This is a genomic window from Pseudomonas sp. 65/3-MNA-CIBAN-0223 (genome assembly GCF_040310425.1).
Classification (GTDB): domain Bacteria; phylum Pseudomonadota; class Gammaproteobacteria; order Pseudomonadales; family Pseudomonadaceae; genus Aquipseudomonas; species Aquipseudomonas gregormendelii.
Genome location: NZ_JBEOPV010000018.1, coordinates 36,005 through 57,661 on the forward strand (window position 1 = coordinate 36,005; position 21,657 = coordinate 57,661).

The following is a 21,657-nucleotide window of genomic DNA, read 5'->3' on the forward strand; positions in this document are numbered from 1 at the left end:
TCCCAAAGATTGAAATGGCGTTGGCCGGTCGATCAGATTCGCCGGAGTCTTGCTTGAGTAAACGGCGGGACCCGACAAGTTCCCTTCGTGCTGAAAAAAGAATAGCTGCTCAAGCGCGGGAAGGATAACCGCTCCTTGGTTCTGGAACAGCTGAATGTAGGATATTGCTGAAATACCCGTCAGAAAATTGGATCAATATGCCCGTTATGGGGCAAACTCCCTGTTTTTTAACAGTTCGACAAGGCTCCCACATGACCTCTGCGTCTTCGGTAGATGAGCAACGATTCCGTAAACTCCTGAGTCGCAACGTCAGCCTGCCATTGGGTGTGGGCGTTCTCAGTGCGGTGTTCTTCGTGTCCCTGATCCTCTATCTGTTGTCAACCATCCAGTGGGTGGAACATACCGATCGGGTGATCAATAACGCCAATGAAGCGGTGAAGCTGACCGTCGATCTGGAAACCGGGATGCGCGGCTATCTGCTCAGCGGTGACGAGAAGTTTCTCGAACCCTATGAAACCGCACGCCCGCGAATCAAGGTGGCTCTCGACACCTTGCTGGAACTGACCAGTGACAACCCGGTACAAACCGATCGCCTGCGTCGCCTCGAGGCGCTGCAGGCTGAATGGGCCGGCTACGCGCAATCGATGATCGATTTGCAACGTTCCAGTGGTGACTACCGTGCTGCGGTCAAGGCCGGGCGCGGCAAACGCCTGACCGATGAAATACGCAAGCAGTTCGAAGACGTGATCGAGATGGAACAGCAGTTGCGCGCCTCGCGCAATGAAGAGGTGCGTCGCACCACCATCTGGAGCATTGCCCTGTACTTGCTGTTCGTCGCCGGGATCAGTGCGCTGCTGGCCTATATAGGCCGCCGCGATCTGCTCAACCTGTCGCAAAACTACGCCGCCAACCTGGCCGCGCAGCAGTCCAGCGCCAATCGTTTGGAGCAGCAGGCCTGGCTGCGCAATGGCCAGACTGAACTCGCCGAACAGGTACTGGGGCAGCTGTCGCTAAACGTGCTGGGGCGCAATATCCTGCAGTTCTGCGCGCAGTACCTCGGTTCGGCGGTGGCGGCTATCTATGTACGCGAAGAGCACGGTGGCCTCAAGCGTATTGCGTCCTACGGGTTTTCCCGGGAACAGGAAGAGCGTGAGCACTACATTTATAGCGATGAAGGGATTGTCGGGCAGGTGGCGCAACGGGCCGAGGTGATTCGCCTGGACCAGGTGCCCGGTGACTACTTCAAGGTCAGCTCCGCCCTGGGCGAAGGGCTGCCGCACAGTGTGTTGGTGGTGCCTACCAGCGACGATGAGCGGGTCAATGGCGTGATCGAGCTGGGCTTTCTGCGCCCGCTCAGTGACCGTGACGTCGAGTTGCTGGAGCTGATTGCCGGCAACATTGGCACCTCGATCGAGGCCGCGCGCTATCGCCAGCGCCTGCAAGAGGTGCTGGCCGAAACCCAGCAACTCAATGAAGAGCTGCAGGTTCAGCAGGAAGAACTCAAGACCGCCAACGAAGAGCTCGAAGAGCAGTCGCGCATCCTCAAGGAGTCCCAGGCACACCTGGAAACCCAGCAGGTGGAGCTGGAGCAGACCAATGAACAGCTGGCCGAGCAGGCGCAGATCCTCGCCGATCAGCGCGACGCCATGGACCAGAAGAACACCGAGCTCAATCTGGCTCAAACGCAGCTGGAAGAGCGTGCCGAGGAATTGCAGCGTTCGAGCAAGTACAAGTCCGAGTTCCTCGCCAACATGTCCCATGAGCTGCGCACGCCGCTGAACAGCTCGCTGATCCTGGCCAAACTGCTGGCGGAAAATCCCCAGGACAACCTCAGCGCCGAGCAGGTCAAGTTTGCCGAGTCGATCTATTCGGCAGGCAACGATCTGCTGCACCTGATCAACGACATCCTCGACATTTCCAAGGTCGAGGCCGGCAAGCTGGAAATGCTGCCCGAGAACACCAGCGTCGCACGCCTGGTGGACGGCTTGCGCGGGATGTTCCAGCCGCTGGCGACGCAAAAGAAGCTGGATTTCCAGATCGAGCTGCAAGACGGTTCGCCGCTGATGATCTACACCGACCGCCAGCGCCTGGAGCAGGTGATCAAGAACCTGCTGTCCAACGCCGTGAAGTTCACCGAGAGCGGCACGGTCAGCCTTACTGTTACCGGCATGCCGGATGATGGCATTGCATTCGTCGTGCGCGATTCCGGGATTGGCATTGCCGCCGATCAGCAGGAAAGCATCTTCGAAGCCTTCCGCCAGGCCGACGGCACCACCAACCGGCGCTACGGCGGCACCGGCCTGGGGCTGTCGATTTCCCGGGATCTGGCCGCATTGCTCGGCGGTTCCATCAGCGTCACCAGTGAACCGGGGCAGGGCAGCGTGTTCACCCTGTTGCTGCCGCAACAATATGTCGAGCCAGGTGAAAGCCCTGTCTCGCCGGTAGCTCCGGCGCCCGTGGCGGTCTCGCACAAAGTCGCCGCGCCGCCTGCGCTGGCACCGTTGATTGCCCCGATCGACATCCCAAGCTTCAACGATGACCGCAGCAAGGCGCCGTTTGCCACGCGTTGCATCCTGGTGGTGGAGGACGAGCCGAATTTCGCTCACATTCTTTACGACCTGGCGCATGAGCTGGGCTATCAGTGCCTGGTTGCCCATGGCGCCGACGAAGGTTACAACCTGGCCAGGGAGTACATCCCGGACGCGATCCTGCTGGACATGCGCCTGCCAGACCATTCCGGCCTGACCGTGCTGCAGCGCCTCAAGGAGCACGCAGACACGCGGCATATCCCGGTGCACGTGATTTCGGTAGAGGATCGAGTGGAAGCTGCCATGCACATGGGCGCCATCGGCTACGCCGTCAAACCGACCACCCGTGAAGAGCTCAAGGATGTTTTCGCCCGCCTGGAAGCCAAGCTGACCCAGAAGGTCAAGCGCGTTCTGCTGGTGGAAGATGACGACCTGCAGCGCGACAGCATTGCCCGCCTGATCGGCGACGAAGACATCGAGATCACCGCGGTTGGCTATGCCCAGGAAGCGCTGCAGCTGCTGCGCACCACCATCTACGACTGCATGATCATCGACCTGAAATTGCCGGACATGCTGGGCAATGAACTGCTCAAGCGCATGTCCACCGAGGACATCTGCTCCTTCCCGCCTGTGATCGTCTACACCGGCCGCAACCTTACCCGGGATGAAGAAGCAGAGCTGCGCAAGTACTCGCGCTCGATCATCATCAAGGGCGCGCGCTCACCGGAGCGTTTGCTGGACGAGGTGACACTCTTTTTGCACAAAGTCGAATCGCAGCTGTCCCATGAACGGCAGAAGATGCTCAAGACCGCCCGCAGCCGCGACAAGGTCTTCGAGGGTCGCAAAGTGCTGTTGGTGGACGACGACGTACGCAATATCTTCGCCCTCACCAGCGCGCTCGAGCAAAAAGGCGCAGTCGTGGTCATTGGCCGTAACGGCCGTGAAGCGATTGAAAAGTTGAATGAAGTCGAGGACATCGATCTGGTGTTGATGGACGTAATGATGCCGGAGATGGACGGCTTTGAAGCCACCATCGAGATTCGCAAGGACCCGCGCTGGCGCAAGCTGCCGATCATTGCGGTGACGGCCAAGGCCATGAAGGATGATCAGGAACGCTGCCTGCAGGCCGGCTCCAATGATTACCTGGCCAAGCCCATTGACCTGGATCGCCTGTTCTCGTTGATTCGAGTGTGGTTACCTAAGATGGAACGCATTTAGTGCCAGCCAATACCGAAATCGAATTGCGGCTGCTGATCGAGGCCATTTACCTCAAGTACAGCTATGACTTTCGCGACTACTCCGGCGCTTCGATCAAGCGCCGGGTGCAGCACGCGTTGGGGCAGTTCGAATGTGCGACCATTTCGGCGCTGCAGGAGAAGGTCCTGCACGACCCGACGGCGTTCATGCAATTGCTGCAGCTGCTGACCATCCCGGTCAGCGAGATGTTTCGCGACCCCTCGCACTTCCTGGCCATTCGCCAGGAAGTGGTGCCGTTGCTCAAGACCTACCCCTCGATCAAGATCTGGATCGCCGGCTGCAGCACGGGGGAAGAAGTCTATTCCATGGCGATCCTGCTGCGCGAAGAAGGCTTGCTCGACCGCACCATCATCTACGCCACCGACATCAACCCGCGCTCTCTGGATAAAGCCAAGCAAGGCATCTTTTCCATGGAAAACGTGCGGGCCTACACGGCTAACTACCAGAAAGCCGGTGGCCAGCGTGCGTTCTCCGAGTACTACACGGCCGCCTATGGCTACGCGATTTTCGACAAGTCGCTGTGCGAGAACGTGACCTTTGCCGATCACAGCTTGGCCACTGACAGTGTGTTCTCAGAAACTCAATTAATTTCATGCCGTAACGTGTTGATTTATTTCAATAAAAAACTACAGGATAGGGCTTTCGGCTTGTTTCACGAGTCCCTGTGCCACCGCGGCTTCCTGGTGCTGGGCAGCAAGGAGACACCGGAGTTTTCAGCCTTCGGCAAGCAGTTCGAACCCTTGGTCAAACAAGAACGGATCTACCGCAAATCATGAGCCATTCTTCGATTGAAGCCATCGTGATCGGTGCCTCGGCAGGCGGGGTCGAAGCCTTGCTGAACATTCTCAGCCCGCTGCGCGCAGGCTTCATGCTGCCGATCATCGTCGTGTTGCACCTGCCGGATGCGCGCCGCAGTCATCTGGCCGAAGTGTTCGCCCGCCGGGTCTCGATGCCGGTGCTGGAAGCAAGTGACAAGACGCCGGTAGTGCCGGGCACGCTGTATTTTGCGGCGCCCGGTTATCACCTCTCGGTGGAACAGGACCGGACCTTCTCCCTGAGCCTGGAAGATCGCGTGCACCACTCGCGCCCGGCCATCGATTACCTGTTCGAATCGGCGGCCGATGCCTATGGCGTCAACCTCGCTGCAGTGCTGTTGACCGGCGCCAACCGGGACGGTGCCAGCGGCCTGGCACAGGTCAAGGACCGGGGCGGCCTGACCATCGTCCAGGATCCACAAGAGGCGCAGGTGTCCACCATGCCGTTGGCGGCATTGGCCACCCACCAGCCGGATCACATTCTTCCCATTCACGGCATCGGCCGTCTGCTTGTCGAGCTGGAACGAATCGCATGCTAAGTAATATTCAAGCCAAACTGCTGATCGTCGACGATCTGCCGGAGAACCTGCTGGCGCTCGAAGCGCTGATCAAGCGTGAAGACCGCATGGTCTACAAGGCCTTGTCCGCCGACGAAGCCCTGTCCCTGCTGCTGCAGCACGAGTTCGCCATGGCCATTCTCGACGTGCAGATGCCCGGCATGAACGGCTTTGAACTGGCCGAGTTGATGCGCGGCACGGAAAAGACCCGGAACATTCCGATCGTGTTCGTCAGCGCCGCCGGTCGCGAGCTCAATTACGCGTTCAAGGGCTACGAAAGCGGGGCGGTGGACTTCCTGCACAAACCGCTGGATATCCATGCGGTCAAGAGCAAGGTCAATGTGTTCGTCGACCTGTATCGCCAGAGCAAGGCGATGAAGCAGCAGGTCGAGGCGCTTGAGCAAAGCCGTCGCGAGCAGGAAGCGCTGCTGCAGCAATTACAAAGTACCCAGCTGGAACTGGAGCAGGCGGTGCGCATGCGCGATGACTTCATGTCGATCGTCGCCCACGAAGTGCGCACGCCGCTCAATGGCTTGATCCTGGAAACCCAGCTGCGCAAGATGCACCTGGCACGGGAAAACGCGGCCGCTTTCACCCTGGACAAGATGCACGCCATGGTCGATCGCGACGAACGGCAGATCAAGAGTCTGATCCGCCTGATCGAAGACATGCTGGATGTTTCGCGGATTCGTACCGGGAAACTGTCGATCCGCCCAAGCCGCTTCGATCTGTCGGCGCTGGTGCGCGGGTTGCTGCAAAACTTCGCCCCGCAAATCGACGCGGCCGAGTCGTCGGTTTCCCTGGATGCCGATGAACCGATAGAGGGCAATTGGGATGAATTTCGTATCGAACAAGTGATCTCAAACTTGTTGACCAACGCTTTACGGTACGGCGCCAAAAGCCCGATCGCCGTGAAGGTGTACAGTGAGAACGGTCAGGCGCGGGTAGAAGTGCAGGATCAAGGGATCGGCATCGGTGAAGAAAACCAGAAGCGGATCTTCCAGCAATTCGAGCGCGTCACGGCCAAGCATGCCGTCGCCGGCCTGGGCCTGGGCCTGTTTATTTCAGAACAGATTGTGACGGCCCACGGCGGTACCATTACGGTCGAAAGCCGGATTGGCGAAGGCGCCCTGTTTCGCGTTTGTCTGCCGCTGTAGGAAATCAGCCAGATAAACGCAACCTCTGGTCGACCCCACGGTCGTATCAGCAGCTATTGACCGAACAAAGGCTTCCCATGAGTGAAGATGCGCAAGATGTAGTACTTGTCGTCGAGGATGACCCCTCGATATTGATGGTGTTGTCCGCTTATTTATCGGGCGAGGGCTACCGCGTGCTGCAGGCTGAGAACGGCGAGGAGGCCTTCGCTATCCTCGCGAGCAAACCTCACCTGGACATGATGATCACTGACTTCCGCCTGCCCGGTGGCATTTCCGGCGTGCAGATTGCCGAGCCCGCAGTAAAATTGCGACCGGAACTGAAGGTGATCTTCATCAGCGGCTACCCGCAGGAAATCCGCGAGACCGACAGCCCGATTACCCGCAAGGCACCCATTCTGGGCAAACCATTCGATCTGGATGTGTTGCAGGAATTGATGCGGGACATGCTGTCGTAGAAGCTGCGAAGACACCCCGCAGGAGCTGCGTAGGAGCAGCGTAGGAGCTGTCGAGTGAAACGAGGCTGCGATCTTTTGATCTGAAATAATCCAGCGCGATCCCTCGATCCCGAAATCAAAATCAAAAGATCGCAGCCTTCGGCAGCTCCTACCGGTCACAAACCGGCCAAACCCGGTCAAAGCGGGTCAAGCCAAGCCAAAACCGGTCAAAAAAGCCTGCAGGCTCAAATATGGATCATCTCCCGCACCTTCGCCGTCAACAGGTCGAAGGTGAAGGGCTTGGTGATCATCTGCATCCCAGGGTCAAGAAACCCACCACGCACCGCCGCGTGTTCTGCGTAACCGGTAATGAACAACACCTTGAGATCCGGCCGGAACTGCCGCCCGATCTCCGCCAGCTGCCGCCCGTTCATGCCAGGCAGCCCGACGTCACTGATCATCAGGTCGATGCGTTGCGTCGAGTCGAGAATCGGTACTGCGCTGTCTGCGTCGCCGGCTTCCACATAGGCGTAGCCAAGATCGCTCAGGACCGTGCTGACGAGCACTCGCACGGCCGGATCATCTTCAACGATCAACACTGTCTCGCCGTTTCGCGCGTAGGGCGCATGAGGTGCATCCACCGGCAAATACTGTGGCACATCACCGCCAAAACGCGGCAGGTACAGGCTCACGGTAGTGCCCGCACCCACTTCGCTGCTAATGGCCACATGACCCCGAGACTGCTTGCTGAAACCATAGATCATCGACAGGCCCAGTCCCGTGCCCTGGCCGATGGGCTTGGTGGTGAAGAAGGGGTCAAAGGCCCGGCTGATGGTGCTTTGTGGCATGCCGCAGCCGTTGTCCGTGACGCTGAGCATCACGTAGTCGCCCGGCGCCAGATTGGCATGGGCGTCGGTAAAGGTCGCATCCAGGTGTTCGTTGCGAGTCTTGACCACCAGCTTGCCGCCGTTGGGCATGGCGTCCCGGGCATTGATGACGAGGTTGAGCAGGGCGCTTTCCAGCTGATTGGGATCGGCCTCGGCCACCCACAGTTGCTGATCCAGCTGCATGTCCAGCTGAATGCTTTCGTCAATGCTGCGCTGCAACAGCTCGCCCATGGAGACCACCAGGGCGTTCATCTCCACCGGTTTGGAATCCAGCGACTGGCGGCGTGAAAACGCCAGCAGCCGGTGGGTCAGGCCGGCGGCGCGATTGGCCGAGGTCACACCCAGGTCGATCAAGCCGTCCAGGTCGTCCGTGCGACCACGGGCCAGACGCCGTCTTAACAGCTCCAGGCTGCCAATGATCCCGGTCAACATGTTGTTGAAGTCGTGAGCAATGCCACCCGTGAGCTGTCCCACGGCTTCCATTTTTTGCGACTGGCGCAGGACTTCTTCGTTATGGCGCAACTGCGCGGTGCGTTCCTCGACCTGTTGTTCCAGGGTTTCGAGGGTATTCTGCAGGCGTAGCTCGCTCTGACTCAGGTCGATCAGCCGGTCCCTGGCTTCGTACTGTCGTCGGCGCCCGCGCAAGGCGGTGGTGACCAGGCTGATCAAGGTCACCGGATGAAAAGGACGCTCAAGGAAGGTCACGTTGCCCAGTTGCGGGCTGAAACGCGAAGCGGGGTTTTGCTCAGGGCCACCATGATACGTCATCAATACGATGGGCAGATCCGACCATGCCGGCTGTTGATCGATCAGGCCCACCAGGGGTTCGAGATCGCCGCCCAACAAGGCCTCAGAAGAAATTAGCAACAGCCCGGCACCCAGAACAAGCTCACTGCACAGGGACGTCAGGTCGCGGGTGATGATCCCGGTAAATCCGGCTTCGTTGAGCATCATCAGGGCGATCTGGCTGTCACGTCCCAATGGCGCGAGAATGATCGCGCGCTCGGACTTTGCTACCTGAGCCGTCACGGGGCTTCGTCCCCGAGTAACGGCTTGCGGGCGCCCATGTAGGTAGGTACGCCGCGCAGAACACCCTGGAAAGCATCGAGCGGCTCGCCGATGGTCATGCCCTTGCCGCTGATACGGTATTCACGGATGGTGGATTCGTGGCTGCCGGTGCGCTTCTTGATGATGGAGATCGCGCGGCGAACCTTGCCCAACGCTTCGAAATAGCGCAGCAGGATCACCGTGTCAGCCAGGTAGGTAATATCGACGGGGGCCTGCATGTCGCCTACCAGGCCGTGCTGGGCAACGGTCATGAACGTCGCGGCGCCCCGACGGTTGAGGTACAGCAACAACTCGTGCATGTGCAGGACCAGGGCATTTTCTTCCGGCATGGCGGCCTGATAGCCGTTGATGCTGTCGATGACCACTGTCTTGATTCCGCGTTCATCCACGTAACGGCGCACCCGGTGGGAAAATTCGCCGGGGGACAGCTCGGCCGCGTCGACTTGCTCGATCATCAGGTTGCCGGTGTCCTGCAGGGCCTTGAGGTCAATGCCCATGTTATTCATGCGCTCGAACAGCAGCCCCAGTTCTTCGTCGAAGATAAACAGCGCGGCCTTTTCCCCGCGCAGCACAGCCGCTGCCGCAAAGATCATCGAAATCAGCGATTTGCCCGTACCGGCGGGGCCAAGGATGAGGGTGCTGGAGCCGGTTTCGATGCCGCCGCCGAGCAGGGCATCAAGCTCTTTGATGCTGCTGGTCATTTGGGTGCGGATGTACTTGCCGCGGTGTTCGGCGGCCACCAGACGGGGGAATACATGCACGCCGTCACCCATGATGGTGAAGTCGTGGAAACCTCCGCGGTACTTCTGGCCGCGGTATTTCACCACACGAATGCGCCGGCGTTCGGCGCCGTAGTTGGGTGTCAACTCTTCCAGTCGAATGACCCCGTGCGCGACGCTGTGCACGGTCTTGTCCAGGGATTCGGTAGTGAGGTCATCCAGCAGCACTACGGTGGCGTCGTAGCGCACGAAGTAATGCTTGATGGCGAGGATCTGCCGACGATAGCGCAGCGAGCTCTGGGCCAGCAGACGGATCTCGGAGAGGCTGTCCAGTACAACGCGGGTCGGCTTGACGCGCTCGACCACTTCAAAAATCTGCCGGGTCGCTTCGCCAAGCTCCAGGTCGGAGGAATACAGCAGGCTTTGCTGATGTTCGGCGTTGAGCAGGCTTTCCGGAGGTGTCAGCTCGAAGATGTGGATGCTTTCGTCCAGTTCCCAACCGTGGGACAACGCGCCCTGACGCAACTCTCGTTCCGTTTCCGAAAGTGTGATGTACAACGAGCGCTCGCCGGATCGAGCGCCGGCCATCAAAAAATGCAAAGCAACGGTGGTTTTGCCAGTACCGGGTTCACCCTCCAGCAAAAAAACGTGTCCGCGGGACAAGCCACCGGCCAGGATGTCATCCAGACCTTCGATACCGGTAGCGGCCTTTGCGCTGAACAACTCGTTAGATGTAGACAAAAAAAGCCCTCTCATGACTAGGGGAAGCGAGGCCGCAGGCCTGAAATGCCTGCTCGGACTGCCTGATCACTTGACCTTGTGCCATCACGGCGGTTCCACACTATTTGCGGTTTTGGCGTATTTTGGGCTTTAACGAGTTGTGGGTTATTCAGGATTTAGGGCTTTGGCACGTTGTTGGGTATGCAGGGTTGTGAGAGCAAAGCTAACGTTGCTTCTACTGGACCCGACTTGCCTCAAAGCCCCTGCTGCAACGCCGGATCATCCGGGTTCATCTGCTCAAGCTGAGCCAGCAGAATCTGCACATTCTGCAACTGCCCGCTTTCCTTCCAGTAATTGATCAACAACACCCGGGCCCGACGATCGGCGGGATGGCGCTGGACTATTTCCTGCAACTGCTTCTGCGCCGCTTCCAGTTCCTGCTCATCGTGCAACGTGGTAGCCAGGTCGTAGCGGTAGTCCTTGTTATCCGGTTCCAGCTCTACCGCCTTGGCCAAACCCAGAACGGCATATTCACTCTGCCCGTGATGCAGCAACCACATTCCGAGGGCATGCTGCAGGTAAGCCGAATCCGGCTGGGCTTTCAACTGCTTGGCCAACAGCAGCCGGGCGGCGTCGCTCTGGCCTTGCCTGTCCAGTACGTCGATTTGCATCACCAGCGCCGGCAGATTGGTGGGGGCCAGTTGCAGGGTGTTCTCCAGCGCCTGCTGCGCCTCCTTCAGGTCACCGTTATGCAGATGCAGCAGAGCCAGCTGGTAATAATTGTCAGCGCTGGGCGGTTGCGCCTGCAGATCCTTCTCCCAGGCATCGATGGCCTGCTCCAGCGGCCCGAAATACAAGCCAAGCTCATCCGGGGACAGGCCGAGCAAGGCATTTACCGCGGCATAACGCACCTGCTGTTCGCGGTCATCGAGCAATGGCCCGATCAACAGGCTGCGCTGGCCATTGGGCACCAGGGCGCTGATGCTCTTGATGGCAGCCACGCGCACCTTCGCCGATTCGTGTAGCAAGTCGGCATCCGCCAGTTTGAGGGCGACCGAGCTTGGGTAGTTAGGCAGTTCGGCGTGCAGCCAGATTCGTCGTTTATCGGAGATGTCGGGGCGCGCCAGTTGTTGATAGAGCACCCGCGCAGCGCCGGGTTTGCCGGCTCGGGCCTGCTCCAGCGCCTCGCTGTAACCCCGCTTGATCGCAGGCGGGACGTCGGGGGTGGTGCTGCGCAGGAAGAACCAGGCCAGCACAACGGCGAACAGCGCGCAGAGGCTGATGATCAGGTAGCGGCGAGACTGGGGCATGCAGGAATCCATTGCTGACAAGCTTGTGCAAAGCCGTCAGCTTCGGTCAGGCAGGGCCTGGAGTCAAACCCTGACGCGTGCTAATGAAATGCATCGACAGACTGCCCCCAGTGACTACGCTTGCAGGGACAAGACTGGTCGAGCGCATCCATGCAGCCGCTGCTTCAATATTTCAAGGCAATGTTCAACCCCGGGCCAGGGGTGTTGTTGTTCGCCTTGAGAACCATCGCCGCCGGCCTGCTCACGCTGTACCTGGCGTTCCTGTTCGACCTGGACCAGCCAAAATGGTCGATCATGGCGGTGGTCATCGTCAGCCAACCCCTGGGCGGCATGACCCTGGCGCGCAGTTTCGGCCAGGTCATCGGTACCACCCTGGGCGCCGTGGTCGCCGTGCTGATCATGGCGATTTTCCCCCAGGCGCCGCTGCCATTCATTCTGACCCTGGCCTTGTGGCTGGCCCTGTGCACCGCAGGGGGGACGTTGTTGCGCTACACCAGTTCCCAGGCCTTCGTGCTCAGCGGTTACACCGCGGTGGTGGTGGCCTTGCTCGCCGTACCCGAGCCGGATGGCATCTTCCTGCTGGCGGTAACCCGTGTCACCGAGACCTTGCTGGCGGTGGCGTGTGTCTGCGTGGTGAGCCTGCTCACGGCGCGCCCGGAGTCAGTCGCCCGGGATTACTTCACCCGGATCGATCAGGTCATCAAGCTGCTCGCCACCCACGCCGCCGCTGTTATCCGCACCGAGGAAAGCGAGGACGATTTCCATCGTCGGCAAATGCAGTTGTTGGGCGAAATCAGCGCCCTGGAAGGCGTGCGGCGTCATCTGTATTTCGACGCGCCGCGGCTGCGCAGTGCCAACGCTCTGGTGCAACTGCTGGGTAACCAGCTGGTGCTGCTGACGTCACGCCTGACTGCTCTGCGGCACCAGCGGCTGCTGCTGACTGAACGTTGGGAGGGCGAACTGCCGGAAGAAATACTGCAGATTCGCGCCGAAGAACTGACATTCCTCGACGAACTTGCTTTGCAGGGCCGTTCGCTCGCGGCCGAGTCTCGCCAGCATTTCATCTTGTTGCAGCACCGCTTCGATGAGCTTGCCTATCGCGCCGAGCAACTGACCGAGGCCATGCCGGCGACGTTGCGCTCGCTGGGCTGGTCGCTGCGCTGGGAACAGGCACGCCTGCTTGAGCAGCTGGGGCAGATTCTGGAGCTCAGCGATGCGATTCAGGAGGAGCGCCGCGCCAGCTCGGTGTTCCGCGGGCAGAATAACCCGTTGCACCTGGATTTCACCCTGGCGGCCATGAACGCGGTGCGGGCCTTTACAGCGTTGGTGGTGGCCGGTCTGATCTGGATCGAGACGGGTTGGGACGGCGCCCGCGGAGGGATGGTGCTGGTCGGCATTCTCTGCTCATTGATGGCGACATTCCCGCGGCCGCTGTTGGCCGCGCAGAGTTATGCCCGAGGGCTGGGATTGGCACTGGTGGTGTCAGCGCTGTATCAGTTCATGCTGGTGCCGATGATCAGTGACTTCGAAATGCTCGCGCTGTTGCTGGTGCCCTTGCTGTATGCCGTGGCGGTGGGTTTGGCCAGCCCGCCCACTACCGGCACCGGGATCGGCCTGGGGTTATCCACCTTCCTTCTGCTGGGGCCGCAGAACGCGGGGATCGGCCAGAATACGGCCATCCAGTGGTTCGAATTTGCTGGCGCGTACATGTGCGCCACGGCGCTGGCATTGAGTGTATATGCGCTGATTTTTCCCTTCCGGCCAGCCTTGCGCATCCGCCGGCTGTACTTAGAGAATCGGGCGCAGGTGTATGCCTTGTTGAAGGCCGCGGCCAGCGACGAACAGCAATTCGCCTTCGAGAGCCGCATGGTCGACAGGGTCACCATGATGCTGGGGCTGCTGCCCGCCGCGAGCGACAAAGACTCCAGGGCATTTTTCGAGTTCAGCCTGGGCTGCATGGCATTAGGCGTGGCATTGAACCAGCTGCGACAGCAGGGGCAGGGCAACAGTTTGCTGGACGACGAAGTGCAAAGTCGCTTGCTGGCCACCGTGCGCGAGACCGGGCGGCTGATCGCAGGGCGCCAGGGTATTGAACTGACTGCCGTGCTCGGTAGCCTGCACCAACTCGGTGATTACCTGGACACTCTGCATTCGGGCGCCCATGAACATTTGTGGAGCGTGTTCCGTATGCGCGTTGCGCTGTTGATTGTGGTGTCGTTCCTGGAGCGCCACTCGGCGCATTTTCAAACGGTGGACGTGGAAGGAGTAGCTGATTTTGCCCATTGATCTGGAAGTAGGCGGCGTCTATCTGCCGCCAATCGCCCAGGCCCTGCTGCTGGCCCTGCCGGTTTTCCTTGCCTTGGACTGGGCCCTGCGGCGCATGGGGGTGCTGCGCTTTGTCTGGCACGAGGCGCTGTTCGAAGGCGCATTGTACGTGTGCGTGTGTGCCGCCCTGATACTGGTGATGGGAGCCTGACACCTTGAAAAAATTACTGCCCCGTCTAACCACCCTCGCCGTAGTGCTGCTGGCCTTCTTACTCGGCTGGTTTGCCTGGAATCACTACACGCGTGCGCCCTGGACCCGTGACGCGCGGGTGCGTGCCGACGTGGTCACCTTGTCGGCCGACGTAGCAGGGCGCATCGTCAGCCTTGGCGTGCAGGACAATCAACATGTTGCCAAGGGCCAGCTGCTGCTGGAGATCGACCCGGCGCGATACACCCTGGCCGTTGAACATGCCAGGCGTGCGGTAGAAGTATCCAAGGCCACGCTGGGGCAATCCGAGGCGGCGATCGTGTCCAGCGAGGCATTGCTCAAGCAGCGTGAGAGTGAGGAAAGACGCCGGCGCAAGCTCAAGGAAGGGTTCGCGATCTCGGGTGAGGAGTGGGAGAAATCCAGTACCGAGGTGGCGGTGGCCAAGGCCGAGCTGCTGCGCAACCAGGCTAACCTGGGCTTGGCCCAGGCCAATGTGCAACTGGCAATTGCGGCGCTGACCCAGGCCGAACTCGACCTGCAACGCACCCGCGTGGTGGCTCCGGTGAGTGGCTATGTGACCAACCTGCTGACCCGCGAGGGTGACTATGCCCCGGCGGGCGGCGCGTTACTAGCGCTGGTGGACAGCGATTCCTTTTATGTCGCGGGTTATTTCGAGGAAACCAAATTGCCGCGCATCCAGGAGGGCGACCCCGTGAAGATCGAATTGATGAGCGGCGAGACCTTCGCTGGCACGGTGCAAAGCATCGCCTTCGCCATCGCCGACCGGGAAAACCTGCCAGGTGGGCGTCTGCTGGCCAACATCAACCCGAGTTACACCTGGGTAAAACTGGCACAGCGGGTGCCGGTGCGCATAAGGATTGATCCTGCCTATGCGGCAAAAAACCGCCTCCGGGCGGGGACAACCGCGACCGTGACCGTGCTGGAGAACACCCGACAACGGGAGCGATAAAAGCTTGCGCAATTGATGGGGGGGGCGCCTTGAGTGTGCCACCCATCTACCTGCCAAACGCGCAAAAAAAACCCCACGACCGGATGAGGCGCGGGGTTAAACAATCGGTTGGTTGCGGCCAACCAAAGGGGCTCTTGAAGCGGTTACTGACTGGCGACCGTCTCCGGTGCCCAACCGCCGCCGAGGGCCTTGTAGATCGCGACGATGCCGCGATACAGATCGACCTCGGCCTGGGCCTGGGTATCTTCTGCTGCCAGGCGCTCACGCTGCGCGTCGAGCAGCACGAGGAAGTCGGCCGTGCCTTCGCGGTAACGGATTTGCGCCAGGTCGGCGGCCGCACGGCTTGATTCACTCTGACGAATCAACGAAATCAGGCGCTGTTGGCGTTTGCCATAGTCGCTGAACGCATTTTCCGATTCTTCCAGTGCCAGCAGCACCTGCTGTTCATAGGTCGCAAGCGCGCCTTCGGCATCAGCATCGGCACCGCGCAAACGGGCGCGCACGCTGCCCAGGTCGAACGCCGCCCAGGTAATACTTGGACCCAGCGCCCAGGCGTTGGCCGCTGCGGAGCCGATCTGCGAACCACGCCCGGCGGTAAAGCCAAGGAAGCCGCTCAGACTGACCCGGGGGAACAGATCGGCCTTGGCCACGCCAATCCGCGCAGTGGCCGACGCCAGCCGGCGCTCGGCACTCAGGATGTCGGGACGGCGTTGCAACAGCTCTCCCGGATCACCGATCGGCAAAGCCTTGGCGATGGCGGGCAGATCTTTGGGGCCTAGATCGACACTCAATTTGTCCGGGCGCTCACCGAGGAGAGTGGCAATGCGGTTTTTCTGCCGCACCTGCTCGGCTTGCAACTGCGGCACGCTGGCTTCAACCGATGCCAGGCGTGCATCGGCCCTCTCGACATCAAGCTGATCACCGACGCCGGCATCACGCAGGCTGATGGTGATCTTGCGCGACTCTTGCTGATTGTTCAGGTTGGCCAGGGCTATCTTTTCTCGCAGCTGTGCGCCGCGCAGCTGACCGTAGGAATCGACCAGCTCGGCAATCATGGTGACTTGCAGCTGGTACAGATCGGCCTCGATCCCTTGCTGTTCAGCATCCGCCGACTCCAGGTTGCGCTGGATGCGGCCAAACAGATCAATCTCCCAGGCCATGTCCAGGCCCAGGTCGTAACGTTCGCTGTTGACCCGGCTGGTGGTCTGGCCTGGAATCTGCCCCTTGCCAAGGTCGCTGCTGGCGCGGCTGGTGATGGTGGGCATGGCGTCATTGCTGACATCGTCACGAATCGCCCGGGCGGCTTTCCAGCGCGCAAAAGCCACTCGCAAGTCGCGGTTGCCTTGCAGCGACTGGACCACCAACTGGTTGAGGGTCGGATCTTCAAATTGCTGCCACCAGATACCTTCGAAACGCGAGCGATCGAAGTTTTTCTGGCCGCCAGTACCTTCGGTCGCCGCCGTGATATGGGCCGGCTCCGTCGCAGGCGTCTGATAGTCCGGGCCTACGGCGCAGGCGCTCAGGGCCAGCACCAGCAGGCTCGGCAGGAAGGCTTTCAGGCTCATGGTTGCGCCTCCAGTTTCAGGGCCTTGGCCGCTTTGCGTTGTTCGCCGCGCTCCACGAAATTACGAATCAGCACATAGAACACCGGCGTCAGCAACAGGCCGAAGAAGGTCACCCCAAGCATCCCGGAGAACACCGCGACACCCATGGCGTGCCGCATTTCGGCGCCAGCACCACTGGAGAACACCAGGGGTACCACACCCATGATGAACGCAAAGGAGGTCATCAGGATCGGCCGCAGACGCAAGCGGCAGGCTTCGAGCACCGCCGCCAGCGGGCTCATGCCTTCCTCCTGTTTATCCTTGGCAAACTCGACGATCAGAATCGCGTTCTTACAGGCAAGCCCCACCAACACTATCAAGCCGATCTGGGTAAAGATGTTGTTGTCGCCGCCGGAGGCAATCACACCGACAATCGCCGACAGCAGGGTCATTGGCACGATCAGAATCACCGCCAGAGGCAGGCTCCAGCTTTCGTACTGCGCCGCCAGTACCAGGAACGCCAGCAGTACGCACAGTGGGAACACGAACAGCGCGGTGTTGCCGGACAGGATCTGCTGGTAGGTCAGGTCGGTCCATTCGTACGTCATGCCGTTCGGAAGTTCTTCCTTGAGCAGTTTTTCGATGGCTTTTTCCGCTTGTCCGGAGCTGTAGCCCGGGGCTGCCGCACCGTTGATCTCAGCGGTAATGAAGCCGTTGTAGTGCATGACGCGGTCCGGCCCCGAGGTGTCGCTGACCTTGATGAAGGTCGCCAGCGGGATCATTTCACCCCTGTTGTTACGCACCTTGAGCTGGCCGATCTGATCCGGTTCGAGGCGGAACTGCTGTTCGGCCTGGACATTGACCTGATAGGTGCGACCAAAGCGGTTGAAGTCGTTGGCATACAACGAACCCAGGTAGATCTGCAGGGTGTCGAAGATGTCACTGACCGCCACGCCGTGGGTCTTGGCTTTTTCCCGGTCGATGGCTGCATCGACTTGCGGCACGTTCACGGTGTAGCTGGTGAACAGGCCGGCCAGTTCCGGCACGTTGTGGCTCTTGTTGATGATGTTCATGGTTTCCTTGTACAGCTCGTCGTAGCCCAGGTTGCCCCGGTCTTCGATTTGCAGGCGGAAACCGCCAATGGTGCCCAGGCCTTGTACCGGCGGCGGCGGGAAGATCGCCATGTAGGCCTCCTGGATCCCGGCGAACTGGCCGTTCAATGCACCGGCGATGGCACCGGCAGACATGCTTGGGTCCTTGCGTTCGTCGAACGGTTTGAGCGTGACGAACACAATGCCGGCGTTCGGGCTGTTGGTGAATCCATTGATCGACAGGCCAGGGAAGGCAACCGCACTGTCCACGCCAGGCTGTTTCAGGGCCAGGTCGGACATGCGCTTGATCACGTCTTCAGTGCGATCCAGGCTCGCCGCATCCGGCAGTTGTGCAAATGCCACCAGGTACTGCTTGTCCTGGCCGGGTACGAAACCGGTCGGCGTGTTGGCGAAACCGAAGAACGTCAGCACCATCAGGCCGGCGTACAGGATCAGGGCAATACCGCTGCTGCGGATAACCCGCGCCACTGTGCCGACATACCCGTGGCTGGCCTTGTCGAAGAAGCGGTTGAATGGACGGAACAACCAGCCACCGAACAACTTGTCGAGACCCCGGGAGAAGCGGTCTTTGGGTGCGTCATGGCTCTTGAGCAATACCGCCGCCAGCGCCGGCGACAGGGTCAGCGAGTTAAACGCCGAGATCACCGTCGAGATCGCAATGGTCAGGGCGAACTGTTTATAGAACTGCCCGGTGAGGCCGGAAATGAATGCCGCCGGGATAAACACCGCACACAACACCAGTGCCGTGGCGATGATCGGCCCGGTCACTTCGCGCATGGCACGCTTGGTGGCCTCGACGGGGGTCAGCCCCAGTCCGATATTTCGCTCGACGTTCTCCACCACCACGATGGCGTCGTCCACCACGATACCAATGGCCAGCACCAACCCGAACAACGACAGGGCGTTGAGCGAGAAGCCGAATAAATGCATGACCGCAAAGGTACCGATCAGCGATACCGGCACCGCCACCAACGGAATGATCGAGGCGCGCCAGGTTTGCAGGAACAGGATCACCACCAATACGACCAGGATCAGTGCTTCGAACAGGGTGTGAACCACCGCCTCGATGGAGCCTCGCACGAAGATCGTCGGGTCATAGACGATGCTGAAGTCCATGCCTTCCGGGAAGTTTTTCTTCAGCTCCGCCATCTTGTCGCGGACCTGGTTGGAGATTTCGATGGCGTTGGAACCAGGACGCTGGAAAATCGGAATCGCTACTGCCGGTTGATTGTTCAGCAGTGAACGCAGGGCGTACTGGCTGGAACCCAATTCAACCCGGGCGATATCCTTGAGACGGGTGATCTCACCGTTGTCCCCGGAGCGAATGATGATGTTCTCGAACTCTTCCTCGGACACCAGGCGACCCTGGGTATTGACCGACAACTGGAACGCCGTGGCATTCGGTGCGGGCGGGGCGCCCAGGGCACCGGCTGCCACCTGGCGGTTCTGCTCGCGAATGGCGGTAACCACATCGGTGGCCGTGAGGTTGCGCGAAGCCGTCTTGTTCGGATCGAGCCAGACCCGCAGGGAGTAGTCGCCCATGCCGAACAGCTGCACATCACCCACACCGCCTAGGCGCGCCAGCTCATCCTTGATGTTGAGCAGGGCATAGTTGGACAGGTACAGCATGTCGTAGCGTTTGTCCGGCGAGGTCAAGTGCACGACCATCGTCAGGTCGGGCGAAGCCTTGTCTACGGTGATACCAATGCGCGTCACTTCCTCGGGAAGTTTGGGCTCGGTACGGGTGACGCGGTTCTGCACCTGCACCTGCGCATTATCCAGGTCGGTACCCAGGGCGAAGGTGATGGTCAGGGTGATCTTGCCATCGGCGGTCGACTGCGAGGACATGTACAGCATGTTCTCGACGCCGGTGATGGCTTGCTCCAGGGGAGCCGCCACGGTCTCACCGATGACTTTGGGGTTGGCACCAGGGAAGTTGGCGCGCACCACGACGGTCGGCGGTACCACTTCCGGGTATTCGCTGATGGGCAACTGGAACAGCGAGATCGCACCGGCAATCAGGATCAGCAGCGACAAAACCGCTGCGAAAATCGGCCGGGATATGAAGAATTGGGAAAAATTCATCGGAGTTGTCGTCCCTTAACCGCGTGGAGTCGCGGCAGCCACTTTCACAACCGAGCCCGGCGCGACCTTGGCAGGTGCGACTTGTGGCAGGTTGCTGGCTTCCAGCGCTTGTCGTTGTTGGGCGAGTGCCGCGAGGGTTTGCTCGCTGGCCATCGGAATCACTTCAGGGGTGACCGGTGAGCCGGGACGTACACGTTGCAGGCCCTTGACGATCACCGTGTCATCTTTGCTCAGGCCGCTGCGCACGATGCGCAACCCTTCGATCTTGGGCCCCAGCTCGACCGCGCGGTAAGCGGTGTTGTTGTCGCCATCCATCACCAGCACGAACTTCTTGCCCAGGTCAGTACCGACCGCTTCATCGTTGATCAACACGGCGGAGTAGGTGCCGCTGCCGACCAGTTTCAGCCGCGCATAAAGGCCTGGGGTGTAGGCGCCGTCAGTGTTGTCGAATACCGCGCGACCACGGATGGTGCCGGTTTTCGGGTTGACCTGGTTGTCGACAAAGTTCATTACACCCTGATGCGGGTTGCCGTCTTCGTTGGACAGGCCCAGGTACACCGGAGTGGTTGCACCGCGTTTGCCCTGGCGCGCCAGCTGGGTGTACTTGAGGAACACGCGCTCGTCGGCGTCGAAGTAGGCATAGACCTTATCGGTGGAAACCACGCTGGTCAGCGCCGTGGTGTCGGCCGTCACCAGGTTGCCGGCGGTGATCTCCGCACGGCTGACGCGACCGCTGATGGGCGCGGTGACTCGGGTGAAGCTCAGGTTCAGTTTCGCCAGGTCGAGTTGCGCTTGCAGGGCGCCGACGGCTGCGCGGGCTTCTTGCGAAGCACTGGTGCGCGAATCGGCCAGCTCTGCGGAAATCGCATTGCTGCTGCGCAGTCGTTCACCGCGCTGGGCTTCGTTTTCACTGCGGGTGGCGTTGGCGCGCGATTGGGCAACCAGGGCTTCGAGGCGGCGGACCTCTGCCTGGAACGGACGCGGGTCGATCTGGAACAGCAGGTCACCTTTCTTGACCAGCGCGCCTTCAGTGAAGGCTACTTCATCGATCTGCCCGGAAACCCGCGGACGAATTTCCACGGTCTCCGGCGCTTCGAGGCGCCCGGTGAATTCGTCCCATTCGTTGACTGGCTGTTCCAGCACCTTGGCCACGCTGACCTTGGCAGCTGGCATGGCGGCCGCTGTCTCCGGCGTCTTGCCGCAGGCGCTCATCACCAGTACGGCCAGCATGGCCAACGGGAAGCGCAAATGTTTGAGTGACTGTTCCATGGATGCATCCGCCAATGTATTAAGAATGGACGGATGATGATCGGCGGGGTTGTATCGCACGAATCGAATGAAGCGAAGGTAACTATCATTCGGAATGATATAAGAATCGATTCAGCCCCCTAGCATGCGCCTTTCGTTAGGTGGCTATCAATATGCTTGATGGTAATTGTTTGTTGCGGGACGTGTAAGGGTTATGCGTCGAGCTGCAGGGGTCGCAATGGCTGCATAAGGAACGCATGTGGCGCGCGCTTGCCGAGCCATTAACTCCATTATAAGTGTTTTTAAATCCATTTTTACTACATAAGCCACAAGATAACAGTGTTATCCTGAGCTTGAACGTTGAAACAGATAACTCCTTTTTCCTGGGGGTTAAACGAAAATGAGGTTCGGAACGCCCGCTATGCTGGATTTAAGCTTCAGTACCCCTCAAGAGATCGTGAAGCGGCTCTGCGCACGCCTTCGCACTGAGCGGCTGGCCCGCCAGATGACACAAGCCGAAGTGGCCGGGCGCGCGGGGGTCGGCACTAACACCGTGTCCAACCTGGAAGCTGGCCGCAATGTGGGGTTCGAAAGCCTGGTCCGCGTCGCCATGGTTCTCGGGCGAAGCAAAGACCTTGAAGGATTGTTCCTGCCCAAGCTCGACAGCCTCGATGACATCCGCCGTTATGAAGACAGTGCCAAGCGTTCCCGTATTAAAAGGAAAGCTGACAATGCTTGAGCAAGTCGATGTGTATTACACCGGCTGGGGGGTA

The 21,657-nt window shown here is 60.1% G+C and carries 15 protein-coding genes; 9 read left to right on the forward strand and 6 right to left on the reverse strand.

The genetic code is table 11. From position 1 onward, the window contains the following. The first annotated feature begins 251 nt into the window (after positions 1 to 251). From AAEZ09_RS20730 to AAEZ09_RS20750, 5 genes are all read left to right on the forward strand, one after another. Positions 252 to 3,746: a response regulator gene (locus tag AAEZ09_RS20730; protein WP_350600621.1), complete on the forward strand. Its 3,495-nt coding sequence runs from the start codon at positions 252 to 254 to the stop codon at positions 3,744 to 3,746. Further along, complete coding sequence (locus AAEZ09_RS20735) at positions 3,746 to 4,561, forward strand: CheR family methyltransferase (RefSeq protein ID WP_205892586.1); 816 nt, start codon at positions 3,746 to 3,748, stop codon at positions 4,559 to 4,561. Before AAEZ09_RS20730 ends, AAEZ09_RS20735 begins: the two co-directional genes overlap by 1 nt. Further along, positions 4,558 to 5,139: a chemotaxis protein CheB gene (locus tag AAEZ09_RS20740; protein WP_350600622.1), complete on the forward strand. Its 582-nt coding sequence runs from the start codon at positions 4,558 to 4,560 to the stop codon at positions 5,137 to 5,139. Before AAEZ09_RS20735 ends, AAEZ09_RS20740 begins: the two co-directional genes overlap by 4 nt. After that, positions 5,133 to 6,314 carry a hybrid sensor histidine kinase/response regulator gene (locus AAEZ09_RS20745; RefSeq protein WP_045058359.1) on the forward strand — a complete coding sequence of 394 codons (1,182 nt, stop codon included), beginning with the start codon at positions 5,133 to 5,135 and terminating at the stop codon, positions 6,312 to 6,314. Before AAEZ09_RS20740 ends, AAEZ09_RS20745 begins: the two co-directional genes overlap by 7 nt. Positions 6,315 to 6,391: 77 nt before the next feature. After that, the gene (locus AAEZ09_RS20750) at positions 6,392 to 6,769 is read left to right on the forward strand and encodes a response regulator (protein ID WP_045058360.1); all 378 of its coding nucleotides are present in this window, start codon (positions 6,392 to 6,394) and stop codon (positions 6,767 to 6,769) included. Between the two features lie 224 nt (positions 6,770 to 6,993). On the opposite strand, the gene AAEZ09_RS20755 is transcribed toward AAEZ09_RS20750, so the two are convergent. From AAEZ09_RS20755 to AAEZ09_RS20765, 3 genes are all read right to left on the reverse strand, one after another. Beyond that, positions 6,994 to 8,664, reverse strand: coding sequence for an ATP-binding protein (locus AAEZ09_RS20755; protein WP_350600623.1), 1,671 nt, complete (start codon positions 8,662 to 8,664; stop codon positions 6,994 to 6,996). Then, positions 8,661 to 10,163 carry an ATPase domain-containing protein gene (locus AAEZ09_RS20760; protein ID WP_350600624.1) on the reverse strand — a complete coding sequence of 501 codons (1,503 nt, stop codon included), beginning with the start codon at positions 10,161 to 10,163 and terminating at the stop codon, positions 8,661 to 8,663. The genes AAEZ09_RS20755 and AAEZ09_RS20760 overlap by 4 nt, the downstream gene beginning before the upstream one ends. A 233-nt stretch (positions 10,164 to 10,396) precedes the next feature. Further along, a complete protein-coding gene (locus AAEZ09_RS20765; protein WP_350600625.1) occupies positions 10,397 to 11,452 on the reverse strand; it encodes a tetratricopeptide repeat protein in 1,056 nt (351 codons plus the stop codon). A 150-nt stretch (positions 11,453 to 11,602) separates the two neighbouring features. On the opposite strand from AAEZ09_RS20765, the gene AAEZ09_RS20770 reads away from it, so the two are divergent. Genes AAEZ09_RS20770 through AAEZ09_RS20780 form a run of 3 tightly spaced genes read left to right on the forward strand, consistent with a single transcriptional unit; the run spans position 11,603 to position 14,895 of the window. Then, the gene (locus AAEZ09_RS20770; RefSeq protein WP_350600626.1) at positions 11,603 to 13,738 is read left to right on the forward strand and encodes an FUSC family protein; all 2,136 of its coding nucleotides are present in this window, start codon (positions 11,603 to 11,605) and stop codon (positions 13,736 to 13,738) included. After that, positions 13,728 to 13,928, forward strand: a complete 201-nt coding sequence (locus tag AAEZ09_RS20775; protein ID WP_045058365.1) for a DUF1656 domain-containing protein — start codon at positions 13,728 to 13,730, stop codon at positions 13,926 to 13,928. The genes AAEZ09_RS20770 and AAEZ09_RS20775 overlap by 11 nt, the downstream gene beginning before the upstream one ends. A gap of 4 nt (positions 13,929 to 13,932) precedes the next feature. Beyond that, complete coding sequence (locus AAEZ09_RS20780) at positions 13,933 to 14,895, forward strand: HlyD family secretion protein (protein ID WP_350600627.1); 963 nt, start codon at positions 13,933 to 13,935, stop codon at positions 14,893 to 14,895. Between the two features lie 143 nt (positions 14,896 to 15,038). Here the strand turns inward: AAEZ09_RS20780 and AAEZ09_RS20785 are convergent, their stop codons facing one another. From AAEZ09_RS20785 to mexE, 3 genes are read right to left on the reverse strand one after another with little or no spacing between them, the layout of a single operon-like run. After that, entirely contained in the window at positions 15,039 to 16,460 is a 1,422-nt protein-coding gene (locus AAEZ09_RS20785) for an efflux transporter outer membrane subunit (RefSeq protein WP_045058367.1), read from the reverse strand. Next, a complete protein-coding gene (locus AAEZ09_RS20790; RefSeq protein WP_350600628.1) occupies positions 16,457 to 19,636 on the reverse strand; it encodes an efflux RND transporter permease subunit in 3,180 nt (1,059 codons plus the stop codon). The genes AAEZ09_RS20785 and AAEZ09_RS20790 overlap by 4 nt, the downstream gene beginning before the upstream one ends. Before the next feature lie 15 nt (positions 19,637 to 19,651). Next, positions 19,652 to 20,905, reverse strand: a complete 1,254-nt coding sequence (gene mexE / locus AAEZ09_RS20795; RefSeq protein ID WP_045058369.1) for a multidrug efflux RND transporter periplasmic adaptor subunit MexE — start codon at positions 20,903 to 20,905, stop codon at positions 19,652 to 19,654. Between the two features lie 400 nt (positions 20,906 to 21,305). On the opposite strand from mexE, the gene AAEZ09_RS20800 reads away from it, so the two are divergent. Next, positions 21,306 to 21,623, forward strand: coding sequence for a helix-turn-helix domain-containing protein (locus tag AAEZ09_RS20800; RefSeq protein WP_225570435.1), 318 nt, complete (start codon positions 21,306 to 21,308; stop codon positions 21,621 to 21,623). The last annotated feature ends 34 nt before the right edge of the window (positions 21,624 to 21,657 follow it).